The organism is Undibacterium sp. YM2 (assembly GCF_009937975.1).
GTDB lineage: Bacteria > Pseudomonadota > Gammaproteobacteria > Burkholderiales > Burkholderiaceae_D > Undibacterium.
Genome location: NZ_AP018441.1, coordinates 1399004 through 1422743, shown reverse-complemented (window position 1 = coordinate 1422743; position 23740 = coordinate 1399004). Strand labels below are relative to the sequence as shown.

The following is a 23740-nucleotide window of genomic DNA, read 5'->3' as shown; positions in this document are numbered from 1 at the left end:
GGCAACTTAGTATCTCAATAAACCAGTGGCAGTCGGCAATAAGCCGCCCCTTCCAACCAGGCTTAGGGAGCTACCGCTACCCAGCCGGCACAAGTCCGCCGCCAGGTCAGCAAAATCATAAGTCTGCGCATTCAAATTCACAAGGCTGGCGGAGAAATCGACTTGCGGGCTACTCAGTCTGACAGCCCCGTTCACGCCATCAGGTGCAGCCGCCTGTATCAAATTCTTGCCACTTCCATCAAATTTTAATGGTGCACCGCCAAGCAGCAATTGATTGCCACTGGCGATGGTGGCGTTCACCTGTATGTTCACATTACCACCACTGGCAGCCTTGGCCGCAGTATTTGCCTGGACGAAGCCACTGCGCAGTATCAAAGCTGGCGCACTGATGCTGATGTCACCACCATTACCGGTCTGCAAACCTGTAACGGAGGTAGTGATTTGTGAGCGCTCAAGTATCAAAGCGCCTTTACCCTGTACCGTAATTGCACCGCCATTGCCATCAAAAGCACTGGTGTTGATATTACTGTTTTTGGCAAGCAGGCGGTGAGCGTAGTTGAGGCGAATATCGCTGGCCGCCACATTGCCGCTGGCAGAAGCAGTGATCTGCGCTTTTTGCAATGTGATATCCGGAGCATCAATTGCCAGCAGGGTCTTGGCTGGCAATTTGTCGGCGCTGACCTGGGCGGCATTGCTAATTGATACTATGCCCTGATCCAGATTCAGGCTGTCTGTCGCCTTGATATTCACATTACCAGTATAACCGCTGGATGCAGCACCGGCTTCAGAGCTGATAATGGCATTGCTGTCTACACGAATTTTACTGGCATTGACATTGACTTCACCCGCCTTGCCCTTGGCATAGGCACTTGATGAAATCAATGCGGCATTGCTCATCTGCAGTTGACCCGCAGTGACATTCACGGTACCGGCATTGCCGACTGACCTGCTGGTAGATTCATCACCGGCATTGGCGCTGCTGAAGATACCTGTACTCAAGACCTTGGAATTTCCCTCATCGTCCTTGACAGGGTTACTGAGCTTGCCATCGAGGCTGATATTGGCAGCATTGACCTTCACCGTACCAGCCGAACCAGTGGTATAACTGGTCGTCGCGGACGATATCTGACCACCATCCTTCAATGACAGATTGCCTGTCACATTGACTGCTACATTTCCCGCATTACCTTGTGCCTGCGTACCAGCATCACTATAGATGCCGGTCGTCAGGCTCTTGCCATCAATATCAAGGCTGGCAGCATCAATGCTGACGCTGCCGCCATTGCCAACAAAGTGGGTTGCAGAAGAAATCCTGGCACCGTTTTGTATCTGCAAAGACTGGCTGGTCTTGACTGCGATATTGCCCGCGTTACCGATGCCTATGGTTTCTGCCAGAATGCCGCTGCCGTCACCATCCAGAGCCACAGTGTTGGCAGCTACATTGATAGAACCGCTATTGCCGCGTGTGTAAGTTGTAGTGGATATACGCCCGCCACCAGCCAGTGATAATTTACCTGTCAGGCTTACATCAATATCACCGCCATTACCACCACGGAAGCTGGCTGCGGTACGGAAATCTCCGGCGTCACTATAGATGCCCGCTTCCAGCCCCTGACCATCAATGCTCAGGCTATTGCCAACAAACCTGATCTTGCCAGCCTGCCCTGCATCAAATGCCGACGTTGAAATACCACCTTCAGAAAATATGGAAGTGGCTCCGCTGACATTGACGCTGACATTACCGGCGTTGCCAGCAGCGCCAGAAATACTGTTGATGCCGGTAGAGACGCCGTTGCCATTGATCAGCAATTCTGCCGCAGTGACTTTGACATCGGCACCCTGCCCTGCCGCATAAGTGGCGGAAGAGATTTGTGCGCTGCTCAATATGCTGAGCTTGCCTTTGGCAGTGGCCTCGACATTGCCAGCATTGCCTGTGCCTTTATTGGTGGTGCTGAGCAAGCCTGTATATGGACCATTGGCCTCTGCGCCATCCAGCATGATGTCGCCAGCATTCACACGCACATTGCCAGCATTGCCTGAGGTATAGGTCGATGATGAAATGACGGCACCATTCAGGATATTGAGTTTGCCAGCTACATTAATGTCAAGATTACCTGCATTGCCATAAGCCTCATTAGCCTGGCTGAAAATACCTGTTACCTGGCCCTTGCCATCCATGCTGACACTACCTGCATCCAGCCTGATGGAACCGGCATTGCCAGAACTAAAAGTAGAAGTCGAAATGCGACCGGCATTGACGATGCTGAGCTGCTGGTTTGCCGCAATAACGATGTCACCAGATTTTGCGCCACCATCATTGGCATTGCTGAAAATGCCGGTAGGCTTGCGTGCATCCTGGCCGTCAATCATAATATCCCCAGCCTGTACTCGCACCTGGGCACCATCGACATTACCACTCACAGACGCATTGATGCTGCCGCCATTGAGGATACTCAACTTGCCACCCGCTGCAGGCAAATCACCGGCAAAACCAACTTCCAGCTTGCTCTTGCCCACTGCAGCCACACGCACTGCCGCGCCGGGTGCAAGCAAGCTGGCGTCATTGATCGTGATATCGCCAGCGGCCAGGGTCAGTGCTTGTTGCGGGCGGACATTGACAGTCGCGCCGTTTTTGAATTCGAGAGCGGCAGAATTATTTCCCAAAAATCCAAAAGCCTCAGGCGCGGCAGCAGACAGGGTGCTGGCTTTTGCCGTATCGACATAAAAATTTCCATCTGCAAATTTCACATAATCTGCTGTGCTGATATGCAAACCTGCGGGTACATCGATGGCAGCACCTGCACCAACAATCACACCAGCAGGATTGATGAAATAAAAATGCGGCTGGTTACCCGCAGATGCGCTGAGTTTCAACAAACCATTGATATTCGAGGCTGCACCGCCAGTGACACGGGTTATGACATTTTGCAAAGCCGTCGTCGTAGTGAAAGTGGCAGACTCACCATTTTCTATACTGAAGTTTTTAAAACTGTGAAATAAATTGCCGCCCTTGGTCGACCCCAGGCTTTGTGGTACGACAAAATTGCCACTGAGGTTTTGTACGGCACCAACTGTACCGTCAGTGGTGGCACCGGCGTAAACAAATGCAGGGATACTCCCAAAAGCCAAGGACAGGCTTACTCTGAGAAGGCTTAATCTGAGCAAGCCCATCTTATGTAATCGCTTAGTCTTCATAACCAGCTCCCGACCATGATGAATGGTGCCCAATAAAATGGATGACTGAACTGATTATTTTTCATCAATTCCAATTGTGCCTTTTGCAAAGCCTGCGCCTTGCTCATGGCAGGTTCTGCCAGGCGGCGGTAAAACTGGCCCATCAGCAAGGTCGCCGCATCATCGGATACTGGCCACAATGAACCCAAGGCACTCCTGGCCCTGGCTTTGAGAGCCGCACCACTCAGGCCCAGTGGTGCCCTGTCATCACCCTCAGCCGTTTCACAGGCTGACAAAGTCAATAATTCCAGTTCTTGATTTTTCATACTGCCTGCCCGTAAAAAACCTTGCAAATTATCCATGGTGATCAAGTCATCATGCGCCATGACAAAGGTACTGTCGGCAGTGCCGCCAAATACACCATGCGAAGCAATGTGCACAATCTGGTAATCGCCTGTTTTGACTTTTTGACTGAATGCAGCGACGGTAAATTTCGCATTCAACAAAGTCTGGCTGCTGGTCAGTTTTTCCAGTGTACGGATTTCTTCATCGACACCAGCCAACGCCAGCATCTGCTGCAATTGTTGATGCTGTGCTGGCTTGTTCAGGATAGCAGCTTCGCCTGCTTTGGGGATGTTACGCAGGCTGCGCGTCAACACGGCTCTGGCAACTTGTCTGCCATTTGCAGTCGTTTGTGGATTCGCTGCCAGCAATTGCTCAACCATCGCACCGGGCAGTTTATCAAGCACTGCACCTGGTTCACTCATGCCTGCCAGCAGTGTTTTGTATGCTACCCCTTCCCGGCTACGGGCACTGGTATTGGTCAGGCTCAGTGCTGGCACCACGGCGATCGCATATTTTTCTATGGCAAATTGTCGGCCATCGTGCAGGGCTGCAAAAGGTAAAAGGCGCAATACGCCATCTGGGACAATAACTAATGTGCGTATACCTTGCTGCGTCAATTCGGTATCAACTGGTGCCAGCAAGGCTTGGTAAAGACGCTTTGCCTGAGGCTTGAAAGAGAGATTGTCTTTCAGGAGATTGCCAAAATCCAGCACGTCGACGCGCATCTTTGCGGCAGACATAGTAATACTATGGCGATACATGCCCTTGCTTGTTTCCAGCAAAAGCTCAAGCCTGTCGGGCAAGATGATGGGATAGAGTATCGCTGTATCATCAGCGATCACATCATTCTTGCCAGTCTTACGATTGGCCCTGGCAGTATCAACAGCGCAGCGATCACCCAGGTAGTCTTGCAATTCTGTTTGCTTCAACAATTCCAGCACATCGCGGGCGCGACGCAATTGTGCTTTTTTTTGTACATCATCCAGTTGCGCGGATGTCTGCAATAACAAATCTGCCAGCCCCAGATACACAGGCTCCAGTGTTTCACGGAATGACGAACGGCCATCCTGATATTCGACCGGTATGTCGGTGCGTATCGCTTCTATATGCTCAAGTGCTCTTTGATAGGCGGCGATTGCCTCAGTATTTTTTGCTTGCACCCGCAAGATGCGGCCATGACGCCATTCGATATTGATGAGCAAGTCATGCGCTTCCAGCCCCTGTGAAACCAGCATTGCCTGATCAGTCAAGGCCAGGGCATCATCGTAACGATGGGCATCTTCGTAAAGCTGTGCAAGCTGGTCCAGCGCTTCCAGTTGCAATCTCGCCTGACCCTGCTTTGCCGCGAGTTTGCGTGCATGGTCGAATGACTGGAAAGCCAGATTCTGCCCCTCTGCGCCCAAAGCCCTGGCTTGCACGCCAAGATTCAGGCTGTAGCGGGCAGCCTGTGGCTGCTCTCCTGCTTGTATCAGTTGCTGCCACAATGCCTGCAGGTTTTTCAGCTTGGCTGCCGGAGTCAGATTTTTTAACTCCAGTTTTTGCCTGTTCAGTCCGACGCTGATGGCGATTGCGGCATCCGACGGCGCCAATTGCAGCGCCGTATCGTAGTAGTAACGCGCCTGCTCTGCATGCCCCTGTTGCTGCTGCCAGTTGCCAACATCAATCGCATAGCCAGCCTTGTCCAGTTTATTGCTGGCGTGATCAAAGGCAAATACCAGGTAGGGTTCTGCCTTGGCAACCTGATGCATCTGCACATAAGTCTGTGCCAGTGCAGACGCTGCCTCGACTTTATCCGCTGTCTGATCCGCTCTGGCGTAAGCAGTTTGTAAGACAGACAATGCCTGGATATAACTACCGCTGGCACATTCACGCACGCCCTGATCCAGCGCGGCATCGTTTGCAGATGCGGCCAAGTGAACAGACATTGCCAGTACACTGGCAATCAAGATACATCTGGCTGGTGAGGCAAATTTTTTACGCATATGCCGCACTCTCAAAATAAATGGTAAGTCAATTGGGCATGCACGCCATGGTCTTGCAAGTTGCCACTGCTCTGCCCCGGCAAAGTGATGAGCTTCCTGGCGAGGAACAAGTCGGCTGCCCAGTTTTGCCATTGCCAGTTCATGCCCACACCTATCGAAGCCAGTCTTTGTGCAGCCTCACCCTGGTTGCTGGCTGTTGCCAGATCAGTAAAGGCAATAAGCTTGAATTTGTGCCCCGCTTCCAGCCAGACTGGCAAGGGGTAATGGTATTCTGCATTCAATAACCAGGCACGGTCACGTACGACAGCGTTTTCCCTATAGCCGCGAACGGTAGCGACGCCACCCAGCGAGAATCTTTCCATGGGCAATAAACGGTCTGGTGTTAGCTGGGCAGAAGCGCGCAAAATTATTTGATCACCGGCTTTGCCGAGGTTTTTGACATATTGCAGTTGCCCTGTCCAGATGCGGTAATGCTGATCAGGCACCTGAAAGCTGGTATCACTACTGTCTATATTATTGCGGCCAAAAGCAAACACACTGCGCAAGGCCAGGGCCTGGGTTTCCCAGCGCTCTGTCCATTCCTGGGAAAAGCGTACTACTTTGGTTTTTGAATAACCGTCAGGCTCGCCCGGCGTGAAGGAAAACGCCTCGCCCAATAAACTGGTCTGGCTATCGCGCTGGCCATAGCTGAGGCCGAGTTCGATTTTTCTTTGCAGGCTATTCGATAAAGTCTGGCTCATACCAATTTCATAACCAGAGCTACGGCTCTTGATATCGATCGCTGCCATGGATTCACCAACAACAGAAGAGCTGCCTTTATCAAGACCCAGCTTGAATGCAGTACCAAGGCTGTTCACAGGCATAGTCCAGCCAAGATGCACAGGGTCGGCACCTTCGCTATGGGCGACACTGGCTTCCAGATAATCGCCATAGCCACTCAGATTGCGCACCCAGCCTGACATGCCCAAAACTTCTGATCCTATTGAGGGCGCCCGGTAGTTATTGGCATAGATATTCAGGCCATAGGCTTTGGCGCGAACAACATCGATGTCCAGTATGGCAGTACCCGGCTTGTCACCGGGGATGATGCGGCTATTGATTTTTTCAAACAGCGGGTCAGTCAGCAAGAGCTGGAAACGCTGCTGCAAGACTGGCATATTGAATACTTCGTTATCCCTGAGCAGGCGCTGCTGCAAATACGCAGGCCGCAGTCTTTCTTCCCCCTTTACCCGGACTTCAGAGATGCGCCCTTCTATCAAACGTATGCTGACTACGCCTGATGGAAAAGGCTCGCTACCCTCTGCCACGATCAGAACAGCGCCAGAATTGAGGTAACCACGTTCTGCATACAGGCGTGAAATACGGGTGCGCAATTCTTCCAGATCAGCATAAGTGGTGCGCTTGCCAAGATAGGCTGCCGACATTGCTTGCAATTCTGAGGTGTTGATGACTACGTTGCCACTGAATTGAAACTCCCTGACCAGCACATCTCTGGCTATCGTTTGTACAGGAGGTAAATCATTGGCGAAAACGACATCTGGATTCAAGCACGCCAACACAATACAGGCCGCGATCCGTGAAGTACCTGATACTGCAGGTCTTGCAAAAATAGAATTCCACATCGTTATTGACCGCCAGTACTGAGAAATCGATGTGCGGTCATAGTATGTAGAATTGCTTGCATGAGATGGTTTAAAAAATAAACAGGGAAATAGTGCCGCAGTACAGACTAACAACGCAGACCCGGCATGATAAGTCTATTGCCAAATCATTACAACGATACCAAGGTATGGCTTACATTTGGACACATCTGAAACAGGCAGACAAGGCTTTGCAGCAAGCTTGAATAATTGCTCACGACTTGATAATTAAATACCTCATAAAATTGGCATGGTAAAAAGACCGTGGCAGCACAGTATCTTGCAGGAAATTGTACCGGTACACATTGCCTGCCATGCTCTAAGATGAACTCATAGTAGATTCTGGAGTAGAAAAAATGCAAATATCCGGTTCCCGCCCCATGCAAATATATCAGGGGAGTTGCCACTGTGGCGCGGTGAGCTTTGAAATCGAGACGGATTTTCCTGAGCTGACGATGTGCGACTGTTCAATATGCCGCCGCAAAAATGCCCTGATGGTCAAGGTACATGAAAGCAAGTTCAAGCTGCTGGCGGGTGCAGAATCATTGAGTGAATACCAGTTCCACAGCAATACAGCCCATCATTATTTTTGCAAGACTTGCGGCATTTATCCTTTTCATCGAAAACGCGTGACGCCAGACAATTTTGGTATCAACGTCTATTGCCTTGACGACTTTGACCCTGAAGGTATTCCTGTGCGCCAGGCCGTTGGTGCCAAGATGCCATAAGGCGATAAATCTTTTACACTAAACAGGAAACCAGCCATGCAAACCCAAACCCTGCTTGCCTTCACTGCCATCGCCAGCCTCGCGATACTCAGCCCTGGCCCAGCCACCTTGCTGTCTTTAAAGAACGGTGCGAGTTATGGCACACGTGCGGTCATGTGGTCAGCCTTTGGCAATGTATGCGGCATCTTTTGCCTTTCTACTACCGCATTTCTAGGCCTGGGCGCCTTGCTGAATTCGTCAGCCATGCTGTTTGCCGCCGTCAAGATCATTGGTGCACTTTACCTGTTCTATATCGGTGCCAAGCAGTTATTTGGAAAAAGCAGCGCATTGGCGCATGATGCACAGAACGGCCAGGCTGATAGCAGGCCACGTCCGCGCAAATTATTTTCTGAAGCTTTTTTGACAGCAGCCACCAATCCCAAGGCCCTGATGTTTTTTACGGCCCTGTTCCCGCACTTCATCACACCGGGTGAAGCTTTGGCACCGCAGTTTTTTGCATTGATGGCAATCTTCATGGGCCTGTCTTACCTGACCCATCTGATGTATGCACAACTGGCGGCACGTGCCATGCATGTACTGGTCAAGCCGCGTTTTGTGAAATGGATTAACCGCGTGGTCGGTGCGGCCTTCATTACCTTCGGGACGATGTTGCTCAGTTTGCGCAGGCAAACTGCCTGAGGGTCTGAGAGTCTGAGGATTCAGACAGATAAAATCTTTTCCATGAAGACGCTCAAAGGGTCTTCTTCATATTGACCAAAAGCAGCCCGTTCGGCATAGCCGAGGCGAAAGTATAAGCCCAGCGCCTCGGGCTGCCTGATACCGGTTTCCAATCGGACTACACGTATATCCTGATCCAGCAAATGATCTTCCAGTGCCCGCATGATGTGCTTGGACAAACCTCTTCCTCGAAATTCATCAGGTACAAACACGCGCTTGATTTCACCATAACTTAACTGCTCATCGTCATCAAACAGTATTTTGACAGCACCACAGGCAGCCAGTTGTCCGTCCATGTAACAACCGAGAAAAATCACATTATCTTGCAGCAATGCGTCCACGCTGAGCATGTGATTACTCTCGGCTGGATATAGTGCAGCCATGTAAGCATCAGACATGGCAATCAGCCTGCCTGCTGCTTCTGAAGCCGGATCGACTCTTTCTATCATCATGTTTTTATGCGACTTTTTCCTGCATATTAAAACTAATCATCTTCTTGAGTTCCGGCACACATGAGCCACAATTCGTGCCGCATTTAAGCTTGCCCTGCAAGCCAGCCAGAATATCGGCAGGCAAACCATCCATATCTGCAAGTGTCTTATTGATTTCAGTATCGGTCACATTCAGGCAACTGCACACTACTTTGCCACGTGCTGCAAAACCCTGCGGTGCCGTCGTGCTCGGCATCAGCAGGAGGCGGCCCAACCTGGCGACTGGTTCCTGCGCCTGCAGGAAGTCCTTGAGCCAACTCTCGGCAGACACATCTCCCGCCAATGCCACGGCAGCCAGACTACCTTCATTCACCAGGATATGCCGCGAAACACTGCGGCGCTTGTCGTCATAGCGCAAGACGTCCGCGCCCACTATGCCAAAAATCTTCTCGATTTTTTCCAGAACTTCAGTTGCCACCGCTTCTTCATTGGCGGCACGGAAGATCACCCCCACCTTGTCGCGACCAAATGGTGTGCAGGATGCATAGGCAAACTCGCGCATATAAGGGCGCAAGGCTGCTTGTACGCTATAGGCTTCTTCGCTATCCAGCCACGCGAATACAACGAAGCGCCAGGGTAATTCTGCTTTCAGAATTTTGACGGCAGCGGCTTTCAGTTCAGGTTGTTTAGAGCTCGGATCAATTGCCGGTGAAGTAAGGGCATTCACACCATAGCTGGCATTGCCGGCATGGCCACGGCCAGATACATATTCTTCCCCCCAGTGCATGGCAATGAAAACCTGGCCCGCACGCTGCTCATCACTTTCAACTACCGGCAAAATGACAGTACCGCGACGACTACTGACGTGCACCAGATCACCCGCTTTCAGAAAACGTCTTTGCATGTCAGTCGCCTCCATGCAAAGGCCAGGCTCTGCCACGTGGGCAAACAACTGCGCCACAGTACCGGTGCGGCTCATGCCGTGCCATTGATCGCGCAGGCGACCCGTGTTCAAGGAAAATGGGTAGCGTGCATCAACTGCATCCTTGACAGGCTGATACACAGTATTGACGAAACGTGCGCGGCCATTTGGTGTAGGGAAGATACCGTCTTCATACAGGCGCTGTTTGCCAGCGCTGGCACCCGCCGGATAAGGCCATTGCTGTGGCCCCTGCTGTTCCAGTATGGCGTAAGACAAGCCGGTGATATCCAGGTCACGGCCACGGGTGCTGTCGCGGTGCTCGTTCCAGACTTGTTCGTCGCTGTCGTACTTGAAGTTTGCTGGCGACTTGCCCAGCAAAGGAGCCAGTACCTGGGCAAACTGACTGGCGATTTGCCAGTCGTGTCTTGCTTCGCCAGGTGCTGGTATGACGGGGCGCACGCGGGATATGCGGCGTTCTGAATTGGTGACGGTGCCTGTCTTCTCGGCCCAGGTGCTGGCGGGTAAAAGTATGTCGGCATAAGGCACGGTGGCGGTGCTGGAGTATGCTTCCTGCACAATCACCAGCTCGGCTTTTTGCAGGGCTTCGCGTATCAGGTTTTGCTCGGGCATGGATTGCGCCGGATTGGTACAGACTATCCAGATGATCCTGATCTCACCCTGCCGGACTGCTTCAAACATTTCCACTGCAGTTTTACCCGGTGTGGCGGGCACATCGTCTACACCCCAGTAGGCGGCAATTTCTGCGCGATGTTCAGCATTGGCAAGGTCGCGGTGACCCGACATCAAGTTGGCCATGCCGCCGACTTCACGCCCGCCCATGGCATTGGGCTGGCCAGTCAAAGAGAACGGCCCGGCACCTGGCTTGCCGATTTGATGGGTAGCCAGATGCAGATTGATCAGTGCAGCATTTTTTGCAGTACCGGCAGATGATTGATTCAGCCCCTGGCAATACAGCGACAGGCTGGCTTTGGACTGGCCAAACCAGCGTGCCGCCTGCACCAGGTCAGCTTCCTTGATGCCGCAGGTCTTGGCGACAGCTGCTGGCGTGTAGTCACGCACGGTTTGCTTGAGTTCGGCAAAGCCTTCGGTATGTTCCTGGATATAGGTCAGATCGATTAAATCTTCCCACAGGCACAGATGCAACATGCCATTGAACAGGGCGACATCGGTACCTGGCAAGATAGGCAGGAACAAATCCGCTTCACGCGCAGTATCTGTACGACGTGGATCTGCGACTATCACTTTCAGGTTTGGATTTTTTTCCCTGGCCTGTTCGAGGCGGCGATACAAAATAGGATGTGCGTAAGCCGTGTTGGAGCCGACGATGAAAATAACTTCTGCGAGGTCTATATCTTCATAACAGGCAGGCGGTGCATCCGCACCCAGGGTCTGCTTGTAACCAGCAACCGCGCTTGACATGCACAGGCGCGAGTTGCTGTCGATATTATTGGTGCCTATCAAGCCCTTGGCGAGTTTGTTGAAGACGTAATAGTCTTCCGTCAGCAACTGACCAGAAATATAAAATGCCACGCTGTCTGGGCCATGCGTCTTGATGGTGTTTGCAAACTTGCCCGCCATGCTGGCAATGACGGTATCCCAGTCACTGCGCTGACGTAGCTCTTCACGCATTAGCGAATCACGCATTTCAGGATACAGCGCCCTGACCTGTTGCTGTATTTTTGCATCTGCAGACAGATGCAAAGTGCTGCCCTTGCTGCACAGGCGGCCAAAATTAGCTGGATGCTCGGTGTCGCCACGTACACCCAGCACTTGCCTACCATCGCTTTCAATTACTACACCGCAACCAACGCCGCAATAACAACAGGTAGATTTGGTTTCAGTCATACATGCCTTTAAGTGCACGCTGCATCACATACTATGCATAGTATGTGATGTAGCGCATTTTTTCTATGCCTCTATTGCGAGCGTACGTAACTCATTTGCATCCAGATATACCTGATCTGCATCCACCTTCAGACTGAACTTCTGGGTACAGCCCTCATCTGGAGAAATCGCGCAACCTGTGGGCAATTCTATGTTCCAGTTATGCAAGGGGCAGGCTACTCTTTCGCCAAAGACTATACCTTGTGACAAAGGACCGCCTTTGTGCGGGCATTTATCCAGCAGAGCAAAGACCTTGTTTTCTGTATTTCTGAAGATGGCGACATCCGGCTTGGCCGCACGTGCAACCACGCGCGCACCCAGTACGGGGATATCTTCTACACGGCAAATAACTTGCCATTCCTGACTCATGTTTTTTCCTCTCAAAAAATGGCGTTATGCTGGCAAGCGTTCAAACTGACGCGTATCGACCTGAGCTTTTTCTGGTTCATGCCATGGATCAGACTCACCTTCCAGTGCAAATAGCAAACGTTGATACAGGTCTTTGCGGCGCTCGTGGTCTTCCAATATGATTTTCTTCACATAATCCAGACCGACACGGGCAAGGTAATGCACGGTGCGCTCCAGGTACCAACCTTCTTCACGATATAACTGCAAGAAAGCACCGGTATATTCCATGACTTCTTCATGGGTTTTCAACTTGACCAGGAATTGCGCAACTTCGGTTTTGATACCGCCATTACCGCCTACATAAATTTCCCAACCAGAATCAACGCCGATAACACCAACGTCCTTGATACCTGCCTCAGCACAATTACGCGGGCAACCTGACACAGCCAGCTTGACCTTGTGTGGCGAATACATGCGTGCCAGTTCACGCTCCAGTTGCTGCCCCATGAGGGTGGAGTTTTGCGTACCGAAACGGCACCATTCACTGCCCACACAAGTTTTCACGGTACGCAGACCCTTCGCATAAGCCAGGCCGGATGGCATGCCCAGGTCTTGCCATACGGCGCGCAAATCCTCTTTCTTCACACCCAGCAAATCGATACGCTGGCCACCAGTGACCTTGACTGTTGGTATCTTGAATTTATCGACGACATCAGCAATCCTGCGCAATTCGCTGGCATTGGTTTCACCACCCCACATACGCGGGATGACGGAGTAAGTGCCATCCTTCTGGATATTCGCATGCGAGCGCTCATTGATGAAGCGTGATTGCGGATCATCCTTGGCTTCACGTGGCCATGTAGAAATCAGATAGTAGTTGATGGCCGGGCGACAACTGGAGCAACCGTTAGGAGTACGCCATTCCATGAATTCCTGCACGCCAGATACCGTCAATAACTTGTTGGCCTTGATGGCATCACGCACTTGCTGATGGCTATGATCAGTACATGCGCACATGGGTTTGACTTTTGAAGCCGTTGAATAATCACCACCAGCGGTGAACATGATAATTTGTTCTACCAGCCCGGTACAGGAGCCGCAGGAAGCTGAAGCCTTGGTATGCTTGCGCACATCATCCAGGGTGAACAGGCCTTTTTCCTTGATGGCCTTGACGATGGTGCCTTTGCAGACACCGTTACAACCACAGACCTCGGCTTCGTCCGGCATGGCAGCGGCTTTGGTATGGCCTTCATGACCAACGTCACCGGTATTTGATTCACCAAACATCAGGGAATCGCGGATTTCAGAAATATTCTTGCCTTCGCGTAGCAATTTGAAATACCAGCTGCCATCGACAGTATCGCCATATAAACAGGCACCAATCAGCTTGTCATCCTTAACCACAAGCTTCTTGTAAACGCCACCTATGGGGTCAGACAAGATGATTTCTTCCGTGTCTTTGCCACCCATGAATTCACCGGCAGAAAACAGATCTATACCTGTCACTTTCAGTTTGGTGGAGGTGACTGAACCCTGGTAACGGCCTATGCCAAAATTAGCCAGGTGATTGGCGCAGACTTTGGCCATTTCAAACAGAGGTGCGACCAGACCGTACACAGTGCCGCGATGATTGACGCATTCACCAACAGAGTAAATGCGCGGGTCATAAGTCTGCATGGTGTCATTGACGATGATGCCGCGATTGCAGTACAGCCCTGCAGATTCTGCCAGCGCAGTATTGGGGCGTATGCCAACTGCCATGACGATCAGTTGCGCAGGGATTTCCAGGCCATCGGTAAAGCGTATGGCTTTGACGTGACCAGCATCATCACCAATGATGGCTTCGGTATTTTTTTCGAGCAGGAAGTTCAGGCCACGGTCTTCCAGTGATTTTTGCAGCATCTTGCCAGCAACAGGATCAAGCTGACGCTCCATGAGCCAGCCTGGCAGATGCACGACAGACACGCTCATGCCGCGCATTTTCAAACCATTGGCGGCTTCCAGACCCAGCAGACCACCACCGATAACGACAGCATGTGTATGCTTTTCTGCCGCTTCTATCATGGTGTTGGTGTCGTAGATATCGCGGTAGGCAATCACGCCCTTGAGATCCTTGCCTGGAACCGGCAACATGAAAGGTGTAGAGCCAGTGGCCAGCAGCAGACGATCGTATTCAGTCTGGGTACCGTCTTCGGCGATCACGATACGTTTGTGGCGATCGATTTTGGTGATTTTTTTTCCGAGGTGCAGCGTGATATTATTTTCTTCATACCAGTCGACATCATTAAGCATGATGTCTTTGATGGTTTGCTCGCCTGCCAGTACTGGTGATAGCAGGATACGGTTGTAATTGGCATAAGGTTCTGCACCAAATACGGTAATGTCATACAGGTCGGGCGCGATCTTGATTAATTCTTCCAGGGTACGCACACCTGCCATACCATTCCCTACCATCACTAGCTTAAGTTTCTTCATGGCTGCTCCTTTGCTTGTCTCCCCAGACTCTAAGCAAGAGCAATGCCAGTTCATTTTTATCAGAGGGAAAGCCAGGCTGTTTTTATAAGCCTGCACCAATTTAACTGCGCATTAATATGGTTTTCACCAAGAAAAACGGAGGATTCCTCTGTTGGCGGCAAAAACAATGCCACTTATTGAAGCATGCGCCCAAAATCCTTGCGGTACTCATACAAAACCCAGCCATTCTGGTGCAATGCACCATTTAATTCAGAGTACGCACAGTTTTTGCGCAGAAAGTTTTGTTTTTAATCATGAAATACGTGAATCACCTGCACATTTTGATGGCACGTCCCTTGCAAGTGGCATGCATGTTCACTATTGGAGCGATCATGCAAAAAACTTCCTTCTGGAAAGCCGGGCACACACCCACCTTATTGGCATCCTTTTTTTATTTTGACCTGAGTTTCATGGTCTGGGTATTGTTGGGGCCACTCGCCATCCAGATTTCCAAGGACCTGGGCCTGACTGCCGCGCAAAAAGGCCTGATCGTCGCCACCCCCTTATTGGCCGGTGCCCTGCTGCGCATCGTCATGGGTGTGCTGGTCGATCATCTGAAACCCAAGAAAGCCGGTTTGATAGGCCAGATCGTCGTACTGGCGGGATTATGCTGGGCATGGCTGGGGAATTTGCACACTTATGAACAACTGCTGTTCCTCGGCGTGATCCTGGGCGTCGCAGGTTCTGCCTTTGCCGTGGCATTGCCGCTGGCATCGCGCTGGTATCCGCCTGAACACCAGGGTACTGCCTTGGGGATAGCGGGTGCAGGCAATTCCGGCACCGCCTTTGCCGCCCTGTTTGCACCAGCACTGGCAATTGCCTTTGGCTGGCAAAATGTGTTTGGCCTGGCGCTGATACCCTTGTTCATCGCTTTGGCGGTTTACCTGATTTTTGCCAAGGATGCGCCAGGTGATGCACCTAGCAAATCATTGACTGAATACCTGGCCGTGCTGAAAGACAAAGACGCCTGGTGGTTCATGTTCTTTTACAGCGTGACCTTTGGTGGCTTCTCTGGCCTGGCCTCTTCCCTGACGATTTATTTCAATACGCAATATGGTTTAACGCCAGTGACAGCCGGTTACTTCACTGCTGCCTGTGTTTTTGCCGGTTCTCTGGTACGCCCCATGGGTGGCCGTATTGCTGACCGCATAGGTGGCATCAAGACCCTGTCTGTCATGTACACCATCGCTTCTGCCTTCCTGTTCATTGCATCCATCGGCTTGCAATCTGCGGCTGCTGCAGTATGTGTATTCGTGGTTGCCATGCTGGCCTTGGGCACTGGCAATGGTGCGGTATTCCAGTTGGTGCCGCAGCGTTTCCGTAAAGAGATGGGTGTCATGACTGGCCTGGTGGGCATGGCTGGTGGCATAGGTGGTTTTTATCTGGCGGCCAGCATGGGTTATTCACGCCAGATCACCGGCAGTTATCAAATAGGCCTGTCGATTTTCGCCAGCCTCGCCATCATCGCCTTGCTGGGTTTATCATTGGTCAAGAAACGCTGGCGCACGACCTGGGGCTCTGCCGCCATGACTACTGCAAAAATCTGAATACACAAAATACACAAACATGCCACTGACAGTCAGCACAGGACATCACAGCGTCGCTGGCATACGCCCGCGTAATGAAGACTTTGTCGGCATGGTCACGCCAGGCGAACCCGAGCTGTCCTGCAAAGGCATGGTACTGGCAGTGGCAGATGGCGTCTCTGGCAATGAAGGCGGGCGCGAAGCGGCTGAATATGTAGTACGTGGCTTGCTGACAGACTACTATGCTACGCCTGACACCTGGGAGGTAACAACAGCACTCGACAAGGTGCTGGTCGCCATGAATAGCTGGGTACAGCAGCAAGGCTCAGTCCGCCGTGAGCTGGCAGGCATGGCCACTACCATGACCTCACTGGTCTTGCGCGGACGCATGTATTACAGCGCCCATGTCGGCGACACCCGCTGTTACCTGTTGCGTGACGGTGTCTTGCAAAAACTGACCCAGGATCATGTTTGGGACAGACCGGAGATGCAACATGTGCTGACCCGTGCCATCGGCCTGGACAACCACCTCGTCATCGATCATGGCATGGGTGAGCTGCGTGTCAATGATGTCTTTTTGCTGGCCTGTGATGGTATCTGGGCCAGTCTGACAGAATATGACCTGACAGATTTTTTGAAGCAGGTCAGCACCGGTAAGTTGGGCAGTGAGGCTGCATGCGAAGCTCTATGTGCAGCCGCATTGAAAGCGGGGTCGCAAGACAACTGCAGTGCGGTGATAGCACGCATAGACAGCTTGCCAGAAGGCGAGTTGCGCGATGCCATCAGCGAGCTGCGCGCCCTGCCCGTACCACCACGCATGAAGCCCGGCCAGACCCTTGATGGCTATGCGATAGAAGAAGTCATGCATACCTCGCTGACGACGATACTGTATCGCGTCAGCGACACCTCTCATCACCGGCAACTGGTGTTAAAAACCCTGCATCCCGACAAGGCCAATGATGCGCAGGAGCGCTCAGCCTTTGCGCATGAAGCATGGCTGGCAAAGCGCGTGGTAGCACGTTTTTTCCCCCAGGTGATCACGCCCGATCAAAGAAACTACCTGTACTATCTCTCAACCTGGCATGCCGGTGCATCCCTGCAACAAAGGCTGGAAGCCGGGCAGCATTTCACGATACCAGAAGCAGTCGCTTATGGTGGCAAGCTGGTACGCGCCATCGGTGCGCTGCACAGACGCAGCATTCTGCACAGGGATATCAAGCCCGCCAATGTGCATCTGGGGATGATGATGAAATCCGCATTCTTGACCTTGGTGTCGCACAATCCGGCTTTGACAGCCAGGATGGCCAGGGCAATGCCAGTCACAGCATGGCAGGCACACCTTCATTTCTGGCACCGGAGCAATTCCAGGGTGCAGCACCATCCCGCGCCACTGATCTGTATGCCACCGGCGTCACACTTTACTATTTGCTGACACGCCACTATCCGTATGGCGAAATCGAACCTTTCCAGCGCCCCAAATTTGCTGAGCCTGCGTCGCCGGGGCGCTACCGCCCGGATTTGCCACACTGGCTGGAAAACGTCTTGCTCAAAGCCGTGGCACGTGACGAGGCTGAACGTTTTGAAACCGCAGAAGAATTTTTACTGGCACTGGAACGTGGTGCCGCCCATCCCCTGCCCGCCCCCAAGCCAAACCCTTGGCCCAGCGCGACCCGCTGGCTACCTGGCGCATGCTGGCAGTCTTGTCCATCGTCGCCAATGTCTTGATGTTGTATATACTGATCGCCCGCTGATCTCTGCACAATAGTATTGCCCTCGCTGTTAATAGTGCATTAACATAAGCCTGTAGTGGCGGGCCCTTGTGTGCCTGTGGCTTTTTGCACGCGGCAAAAAGCGCCTTTTGTACCGGACCAAGAACATAAGCGGCCATATTTATGTCGAACAGTTTTCATCGCCTGATCCAGCTCCTGCGCTTGCGCCGTATAGGCATGCGGCTGGCATTGAGCTATGCTTTGTTGCTGATACTGTTCAGTATTGTCTTGCTGTTGCCAATTTCACAAATCCGCAACATGACTGCGCGCAATGAGCAATTTGCCCGCAAAGAGGTGCAAAGTCTCCTGTATGTGCAAGAACTCAGCGTAGCGACAGAAAACGTCGGCAGAGCCTTATTGCAATTCCTGACAGTTCCTTATGAACAACGGGTACCTGAATACACCATCGTCGATGAAAAAAACCGCCGCATAGATCAGCTCATCAGCGATCTAGAAGGCAGCCTCAGTGACGACGGGCAATTGAACAGCCTCAAACTGCTCAAGCAAAAGCGCGCAATTTATCAGCAGCATTATCTTGATACTGTCAATCAGCTCGAAGATGAAGGGCAGGATGCGGCCAAGACCAGCTTTAGTACGCGTGTCAAACCGGCACTCGATGCCCTGCTCGAACAGTCCAAAATTTTTCTCAAGCGCGAGCAGGAATTAATCCAGGCCCATCAGGCAGAAGCGCAAATGGAACTGGAAAAAACCGGCACCATGGTCGCCATGCTGTCTGTCTTTGGCGTCATCCTGGCGGCAGTGCTGGCATGGCTGACCACCCGCAGCGTAGTCAGGCCATTGGCAAGGCTGGAAACCAGCGCACTGCAAATTGCCAAAGGCGACTACCAGACCCGTTTTATCCCGAGCAAGACAGAAGAAGTCGCACGAGTAGGTGAAGCCCTGAATACTATGGCTGAGGCCATAGGCATACGTGAACAAGCTGTTGAGCGCCTGGCTTATTACGACAGCCTGACTGGCCTGCCCAACCGCACCCTGTTGCTCAAGACCCATGAAGGCCAGGGCTTGCCATATCAGGGCTTTATCCTCATGGATCTGGCACGCCTGAAGGTCATCAACGAAACCCTGGGGTTTGATACGGGCGACACCGTCATCTCCGATGTGGCCTTGCGTCTTAAAACCGTCATCAGCCAGGATACCTCCATACAAAAACCCTGGCTGGCAAGACTGGCTGGCGGTGCCTTCGCGATACTCTGCCATGACAGTTCCAAAGCTGCGGTAGAAGACCTGCATCAGCGCATAGATGCAGCCATGGCAGATCCGGTCAAATGTGGCCAGCATTCTGTCGATGTCAGCCTGGTGTATGGTTTTGCCATCACCACAGCCACACCGCTACCCTTGATGACCCTGATACGCAATGCCGAGGTTGCCCTGTATGCTGCCAAACGCAGCGCCAGTTCATCGGCCTGGTATACCGATGCGCAGGAAGCTTCACGCCTGACCCATCTTAGCCTCTTGTCAGATTTGCGCTCTGCCGTCCGGGAATCAGAACTGCAAATGTGGCTGCAACCCAAGCTCTCCCTGGCAACAGGCAAGGCTTATGGTTTTGAAGCCCTGGTACGCTGGCAACATCCGGTGCGTGGTTTTATTTCTCCTGCCGAGTTTGTCCCCTTTGCCGAGCGCACCGGCTATATCAGCATGCTCACCATGTGGATGCTGGAACAGGCCATCGTTACGCTCAAGAACTGGCAAGACAAATATTCTGGCCAGACCATCGCTGTTAATGTCAGCACCCATGATTTGCGCGACGCCAGCTTCCCGGATCAAATAGCCGCACTGTTGCGTCAATATGAGCTCAACCCAAAATTGCTGAAGCTCGAGATTACCGAGAGCGGCATCATGGAAGACCCGGGCAGCACCATAGAGTTGCTGAACCGTCTGCGCGCCATCGGTCTGGATTTATCCATTGATGATTTTGGTACTGGTTATTCTTCCCTGTCTTACCTGCAACGCCTGCCCGTCAGTGAACTCAAGATAGACCGCAGCTTTGTCATTGACATCGACCAGTTGCCCGCAACTCAGGGGCTGGTCAAAGCCATTATAGAAATGGGCCATGGCCTGGGCCTGAGCGTGATAGCCGAGGGCATAGAAACAGCAGCCGAACGGGAATGCCTGCGCCAGCTTGGTTGTGATTCCATGCAAGGCTATTTCGCCAGCAAACCCTTGTATGGCGAGAATCTGCAAAAGTGGCTGGACGCTCTGGCTAACCACGCTGGCGATTGACCGTCACTATGCAAGCACCTGATTTTCCTGTCGATGAGATATTGCGCCTGCAAACCCTGCAAGCCTGCGCCATTCTGGACACGCCACCAGAAGAGCGTTTTGACCGGTTGACGCGGCTGGCAAGCCATTTGTTCAAGACACCGATTGCCCTGGTTTCCCTCATCGATAGCGAGCGTCAATGGTTTAAATCAAAACAGGGTCTGGATGTCAGCGAAACGGCGCGAGATATTTCTTTCTGCGGTCATGCGATACTCAAGCCTGATATTCTGTATGTCGCCGATGCCAGCCAGGATGCGCGTTTCAGCGACAACCCTCTGGTCAGCGATGCCCCCAATATCCGCTTTTATGCCGGTGCACCCTTGCGTGCACGCAATGGCCAGAGTCTGGGTACCCTGTGCATCATCGACACCAAACCGCGCATACTTAGTACAGAAGACCTGGCTGCCCTGCGTGACCTGGCTGATTGTGTAGAGAGTGAATTTGCGCGAGAAGAGCAGCAAAGGCAATTGCATGCCCTGCTGTCGCTGACTGCCATCACCGCCCTGTCGCACCAAAATCCTGAAGCAGCCCTGCAACAAACCCTGGCCATGGCCTGCGACTATCTCGGCATGAGTTGCGGCCAGATCAGCCGCGTACAGGCCGGTGCTAAAGCCAGCCTGGTCTGCCAGTCTGGTGATTCGCTGCATCCAGAAATGGCGGCTTCACATTCAGCACCGCTATGCATACTGCCAGAAGATGCACACAAGGGGCTCATCCATGCGGCAGACCTGGCAGAAAGCAAGTACAGGAGCGCAATACCAGCACAGATACAATGCCTGATAGGCCTGCGCCTGCATATCAATGCCAGGAATGATGCGGCACTGTGCATCTGGCATACCGAGCCCAGGTCATACCCGTTTTCAGAAGTAGAAACAGAATTTGTACGTCTGCTGGCTGACTGGATTACCGGTGTCATGAAAAGACAGGAGCTGGACCGGCAATTACAAAGGCAGCGCGCACTCAGTGATGCCATCGCCATGGCACAAGCTTTATTCATCCGCGAAACCGACCAGGAAAAAGGCTTTGAATCATTGCTGGCAGCAATCCTGCGGCTGACCTCCAGCGACTATGGATTTATCTGTGAAGTCAAGGATAATACCGTCAGCAATCCGGCACTGAAAAGCATGATGCTGGCCTGGAATACTGCCACCTCACATATTTCCAGCACCAGCCTGGATACTGCAGCCAGGGATATAGCTTGTCTGCAATTGAAAACACGGTATGGTGCAGCCCTCAAGTCTGGCCAACCCGTCATCGACAATGCGCTGGTCGCTGGCGGTCTCGATCAGGTATTCCCTGCGCACTTCGATGCCTTGCAATGTTTCTTGTGCATACCTGTGCAATACGATGGTCAATTGATTGCCCTGGTAGGCATAGCCAACAAACCGGATGCCTATGACCAGCGGGTGATCGATTTCCTCAATCCCCTCTTCAGCACCCTGGGCCAATTGATCAGTGCGGCGCGTGTGCAAAAGCACAGGTTTGAAACCGAGCGCCAGTTGATCAATGTCATCAAGGGTACCAATATCGGCACATGGGAATGCAATATAGCTACCGGTGAAACCGTGTATAACGAGCGCTGGGCCGAGATGCTGGGTTACACCCTGGCCGAACTTGAACCCACTACCGTCGATACCTGGCTCAGGCTATGCCACCCCGACGACCTGAAGCTGACCAGTGCCATGATAGAGCAGCACTTCAGGGGCGAAATCGAGTACTTCGACCTCAAGAGCCGCATGCGCCACAAGGATGGTCACTGGATATGGATACACGACCGTGGCTGTGTTGTCAGTTGGGGCCCTAATGGTGAACCCCTGATCATGTCAGGCAGCCATGCCGACATCACCAAGCAAAAAGAAGCGGAAGCAGAACTCGAGCACGCCTATGAATTGCTGGAAAAATCCAATACTGCCGCCCGCATAGGTACCTGGGATTTTGAAGTCAAAGCCCGCAAGCTGGAATGGAGCAAGGTCACCCGGCAAATACATGAAGTCGGTGATGACTTTGTATGTGGCGTTGATAATGCAATTGCTTTTTACAAAGGTGCGCAAAGCCAGCAAGAAATCCGCGCGCTATTTGCCCGTGCCATACGCGAAAACATATCCTTTGACAGCGAATTCTGCATACGCACCGCCAGGGGTAATGACAGATGGGTACATGTCATCGGCTTCCCGCAATTTGAAGAAGGCACATGCGTGCGCGTGTATGGCACCTTCCAGGACATCAGTGAGAGAAGGGCCGCAGCAGAAGATTTGCGTGACCAGGCTGCCCACACCAGTGCCGTACTCGACAATGTGCTTGATGGCATCATCACTTTTGATGAGCAGCAAATTATCCTCAGTGTCAATAATGCCGCAGCGCATATCTTTGATTATGCAGCAGACGAATTACTGGGTCGCAGCATACGCCACATCATCCCCTATCCTGCCCATGACGACGACACTATTCAAGCACAAGAAGCTGGCATACAAAGCATCATAGGTATAGGGCGTGAAGTAGAAGCACGTCGTCAGGATGGCAGCCTGTTCCCCATTGACTTGTCGGTATCGACAGTCACGCGCCTGGGGCAGCCCCTGTTCATTGCCCTGATGCGTGATATTACCGAACGCAAACGTACCGAGACTATCAAGAATGAATTCATCTCCACGGTCAGCCATGAACTGCGCACGCCACTGACCTCTATCTCAGGTGCGCTCGGCCTGATTTCTGGCGGCGTGTTTGGCAGTTATTCTGACCGCATGAAACAGATGATTGATGTTGCCAATAAAAATTGCCAGCGCCTGACCTTCCTCATCAACGACCTGCTCGACATGGAAAAACTCACCGCAGGCAAGATGGTGTTCAGACCCGAAACCATCGCGATCCGTGATCTGCTGCAACAGGCAGTCGATGCCAACCAAACCTTTGGCACAGAACGCGGAGTCAGCCTGCGTCTGGCAAAACAACTGCCCGATATCAGCATCACGGTCGATACCCAGCGCTTCATGCAAGTCTTGTCCAATCTGTTGTCGAATGCCATCAAGTATTCACCAGAAAATGAGGTCGTCAATATCGAAGCAGAAAAGCGCACGAACGAGCTGCCACTCTTGCCTGTGCTGCGTATCAGCGTCATCGATCACGGCATAGGCATACCGCATGAATTTCGTGACAGGATATTCCAGAAATTTGCGCAGGCAGACTCTTCAGACACCAGGCAAAACGGTGGCACCGGCCTCGGCCTTGCCATCACCCGTGAACTGGTGGAAAGAATGGGCGGCACCATAGGCTTTGAATCCACACCAGGACAAGCCACCAGGTTTTATGTGGACTTGCCCATTTCCTGAAATGCCCTGAAGTAATCCGCCTTCACTACATCTCGCACCACGGTAATTGTCTGCCGGGACTACATGCTAAAAAGTTTCATGTATTGATGAATAAATCACTACCATAATTCTTGCTTTTTAGATATGCTCACTGAAA

13 protein-coding genes and 1 pseudogene are annotated in these 23740 nt (G+C 52.2%); 7 read left to right on the top strand and 7 right to left on the bottom strand.

The genetic code is table 11. The features are described from left to right. Positions 1–6: 6 nt before the first annotated feature. Genes UNDYM_RS06355 through UNDYM_RS06345 form a run of 3 tightly spaced genes read right to left on the bottom strand, consistent with a single transcriptional unit; the run spans position 7 to position 7048 of the window. Entirely contained in the window at positions 7–3195 is a 3189-nt protein-coding gene (locus UNDYM_RS06355) for a filamentous hemagglutinin N-terminal domain-containing protein (RefSeq protein WP_162040295.1), read from the bottom strand. Beyond that, positions 3192–5501 carry a CHAT domain-containing protein gene (locus UNDYM_RS06350; protein WP_162040294.1) on the bottom strand — a complete coding sequence of 770 codons (2310 nt, stop codon included), beginning with the start codon at positions 5499–5501 and terminating at the stop codon, positions 3192–3194. The genes UNDYM_RS06355 and UNDYM_RS06350 overlap by 4 nt, the downstream gene beginning before the upstream one ends. Positions 5502–5512: 11 nt before the next feature. Then, entirely contained in the window at positions 5513–7048 is a 1536-nt protein-coding gene (locus UNDYM_RS06345; protein ID WP_162040293.1) for a ShlB/FhaC/HecB family hemolysin secretion/activation protein, read from the bottom strand. 449 nt (positions 7049–7497) lie between these two features. Here UNDYM_RS06345 and UNDYM_RS06340 point away from each other — a divergent pair, with 449 nt between their 5' ends. Both UNDYM_RS06340 and UNDYM_RS06335 read left to right on the top strand, forming a co-directional pair. Next, positions 7498–7869 (top strand): GFA family protein, encoded by a 372-nt coding sequence (locus tag UNDYM_RS06340; RefSeq protein ID WP_232063763.1) that lies wholly within the window; start codon positions 7498–7500, stop codon positions 7867–7869. 36 nt (positions 7870–7905) lie between these two features. Further along, complete coding sequence (locus tag UNDYM_RS06335) at positions 7906–8547, top strand: LysE family translocator (RefSeq protein WP_162040292.1); 642 nt, start codon at positions 7906–7908, stop codon at positions 8545–8547. A 20-nt stretch (positions 8548–8567) separates the two neighbouring features. Here the strand turns inward: UNDYM_RS06335 and UNDYM_RS06330 are convergent, their stop codons facing one another. The 4 genes from UNDYM_RS06330 to nirB all read right to left on the bottom strand — a co-directional run bounded on the left by UNDYM_RS06330 (position 8568) and on the right by nirB (position 14667). After that, positions 8568–9038, bottom strand: a complete 471-nt coding sequence (locus UNDYM_RS06330; protein ID WP_162040291.1) for a GNAT family N-acetyltransferase — start codon at positions 9036–9038, stop codon at positions 8568–8570. A gap of 4 nt (positions 9039–9042) precedes the next feature. Next, positions 9043–11805 carry a nitrate reductase gene (locus UNDYM_RS06325; protein WP_162040290.1) on the bottom strand — a complete coding sequence of 921 codons (2763 nt, stop codon included), beginning with the start codon at positions 11803–11805 and terminating at the stop codon, positions 9043–9045. 63 nt (positions 11806–11868) lie between these two features. Then, positions 11869–12213: a nitrite reductase small subunit NirD gene (gene nirD, locus UNDYM_RS06320; protein ID WP_110255775.1), complete on the bottom strand. Its 345-nt coding sequence runs from the start codon at positions 12211–12213 to the stop codon at positions 11869–11871. 24 nt (positions 12214–12237) lie between these two features. Then, the gene (nirB, locus tag UNDYM_RS06315; protein ID WP_162040289.1) at positions 12238–14667 is read right to left on the bottom strand and encodes a nitrite reductase large subunit NirB; all 2430 of its coding nucleotides are present in this window, start codon (positions 14665–14667) and stop codon (positions 12238–12240) included. Between the two features lie 371 nt (positions 14668–15038). Between nirB and UNDYM_RS06310 the strand changes: the two genes are divergently transcribed. The 5 genes and pseudogenes from UNDYM_RS06310 to UNDYM_RS06295 all read left to right on the top strand — a co-directional run bounded on the left by UNDYM_RS06310 (position 15039) and on the right by UNDYM_RS06295 (position 23604). Further along, the gene (locus UNDYM_RS06310; protein WP_162040288.1) at positions 15039–16253 is read left to right on the top strand and encodes a NarK/NasA family nitrate transporter; all 1215 of its coding nucleotides are present in this window, start codon (positions 15039–15041) and stop codon (positions 16251–16253) included. Positions 16254–16272: 19 nt separating this feature from the next. Next, positions 16273–17451 (top strand): annotated as a pseudogene (locus UNDYM_RS31040) (protein phosphatase 2C domain-containing protein); the annotation flags it as partial. Between the two features lie 32 nt (positions 17452–17483). Beyond that, the gene (locus UNDYM_RS31035) at positions 17484–17957 is read left to right on the top strand and encodes a protein kinase (protein WP_255456551.1); all 474 of its coding nucleotides are present in this window, start codon (positions 17484–17486) and stop codon (positions 17955–17957) included. 167 nt (positions 17958–18124) lie between these two features. Continuing rightward, positions 18125–20242, top strand: coding sequence for a bifunctional diguanylate cyclase/phosphodiesterase (locus UNDYM_RS06300; protein WP_162040287.1), 2118 nt, complete (start codon positions 18125–18127; stop codon positions 20240–20242). A gap of 8 nt (positions 20243–20250) precedes the next feature. Then, the gene (locus tag UNDYM_RS06295; RefSeq protein WP_162040286.1) at positions 20251–23604 is read left to right on the top strand and encodes a PAS domain S-box protein; all 3354 of its coding nucleotides are present in this window, start codon (positions 20251–20253) and stop codon (positions 23602–23604) included. The last annotated feature ends 136 nt before the right edge of the window (positions 23605–23740 follow it).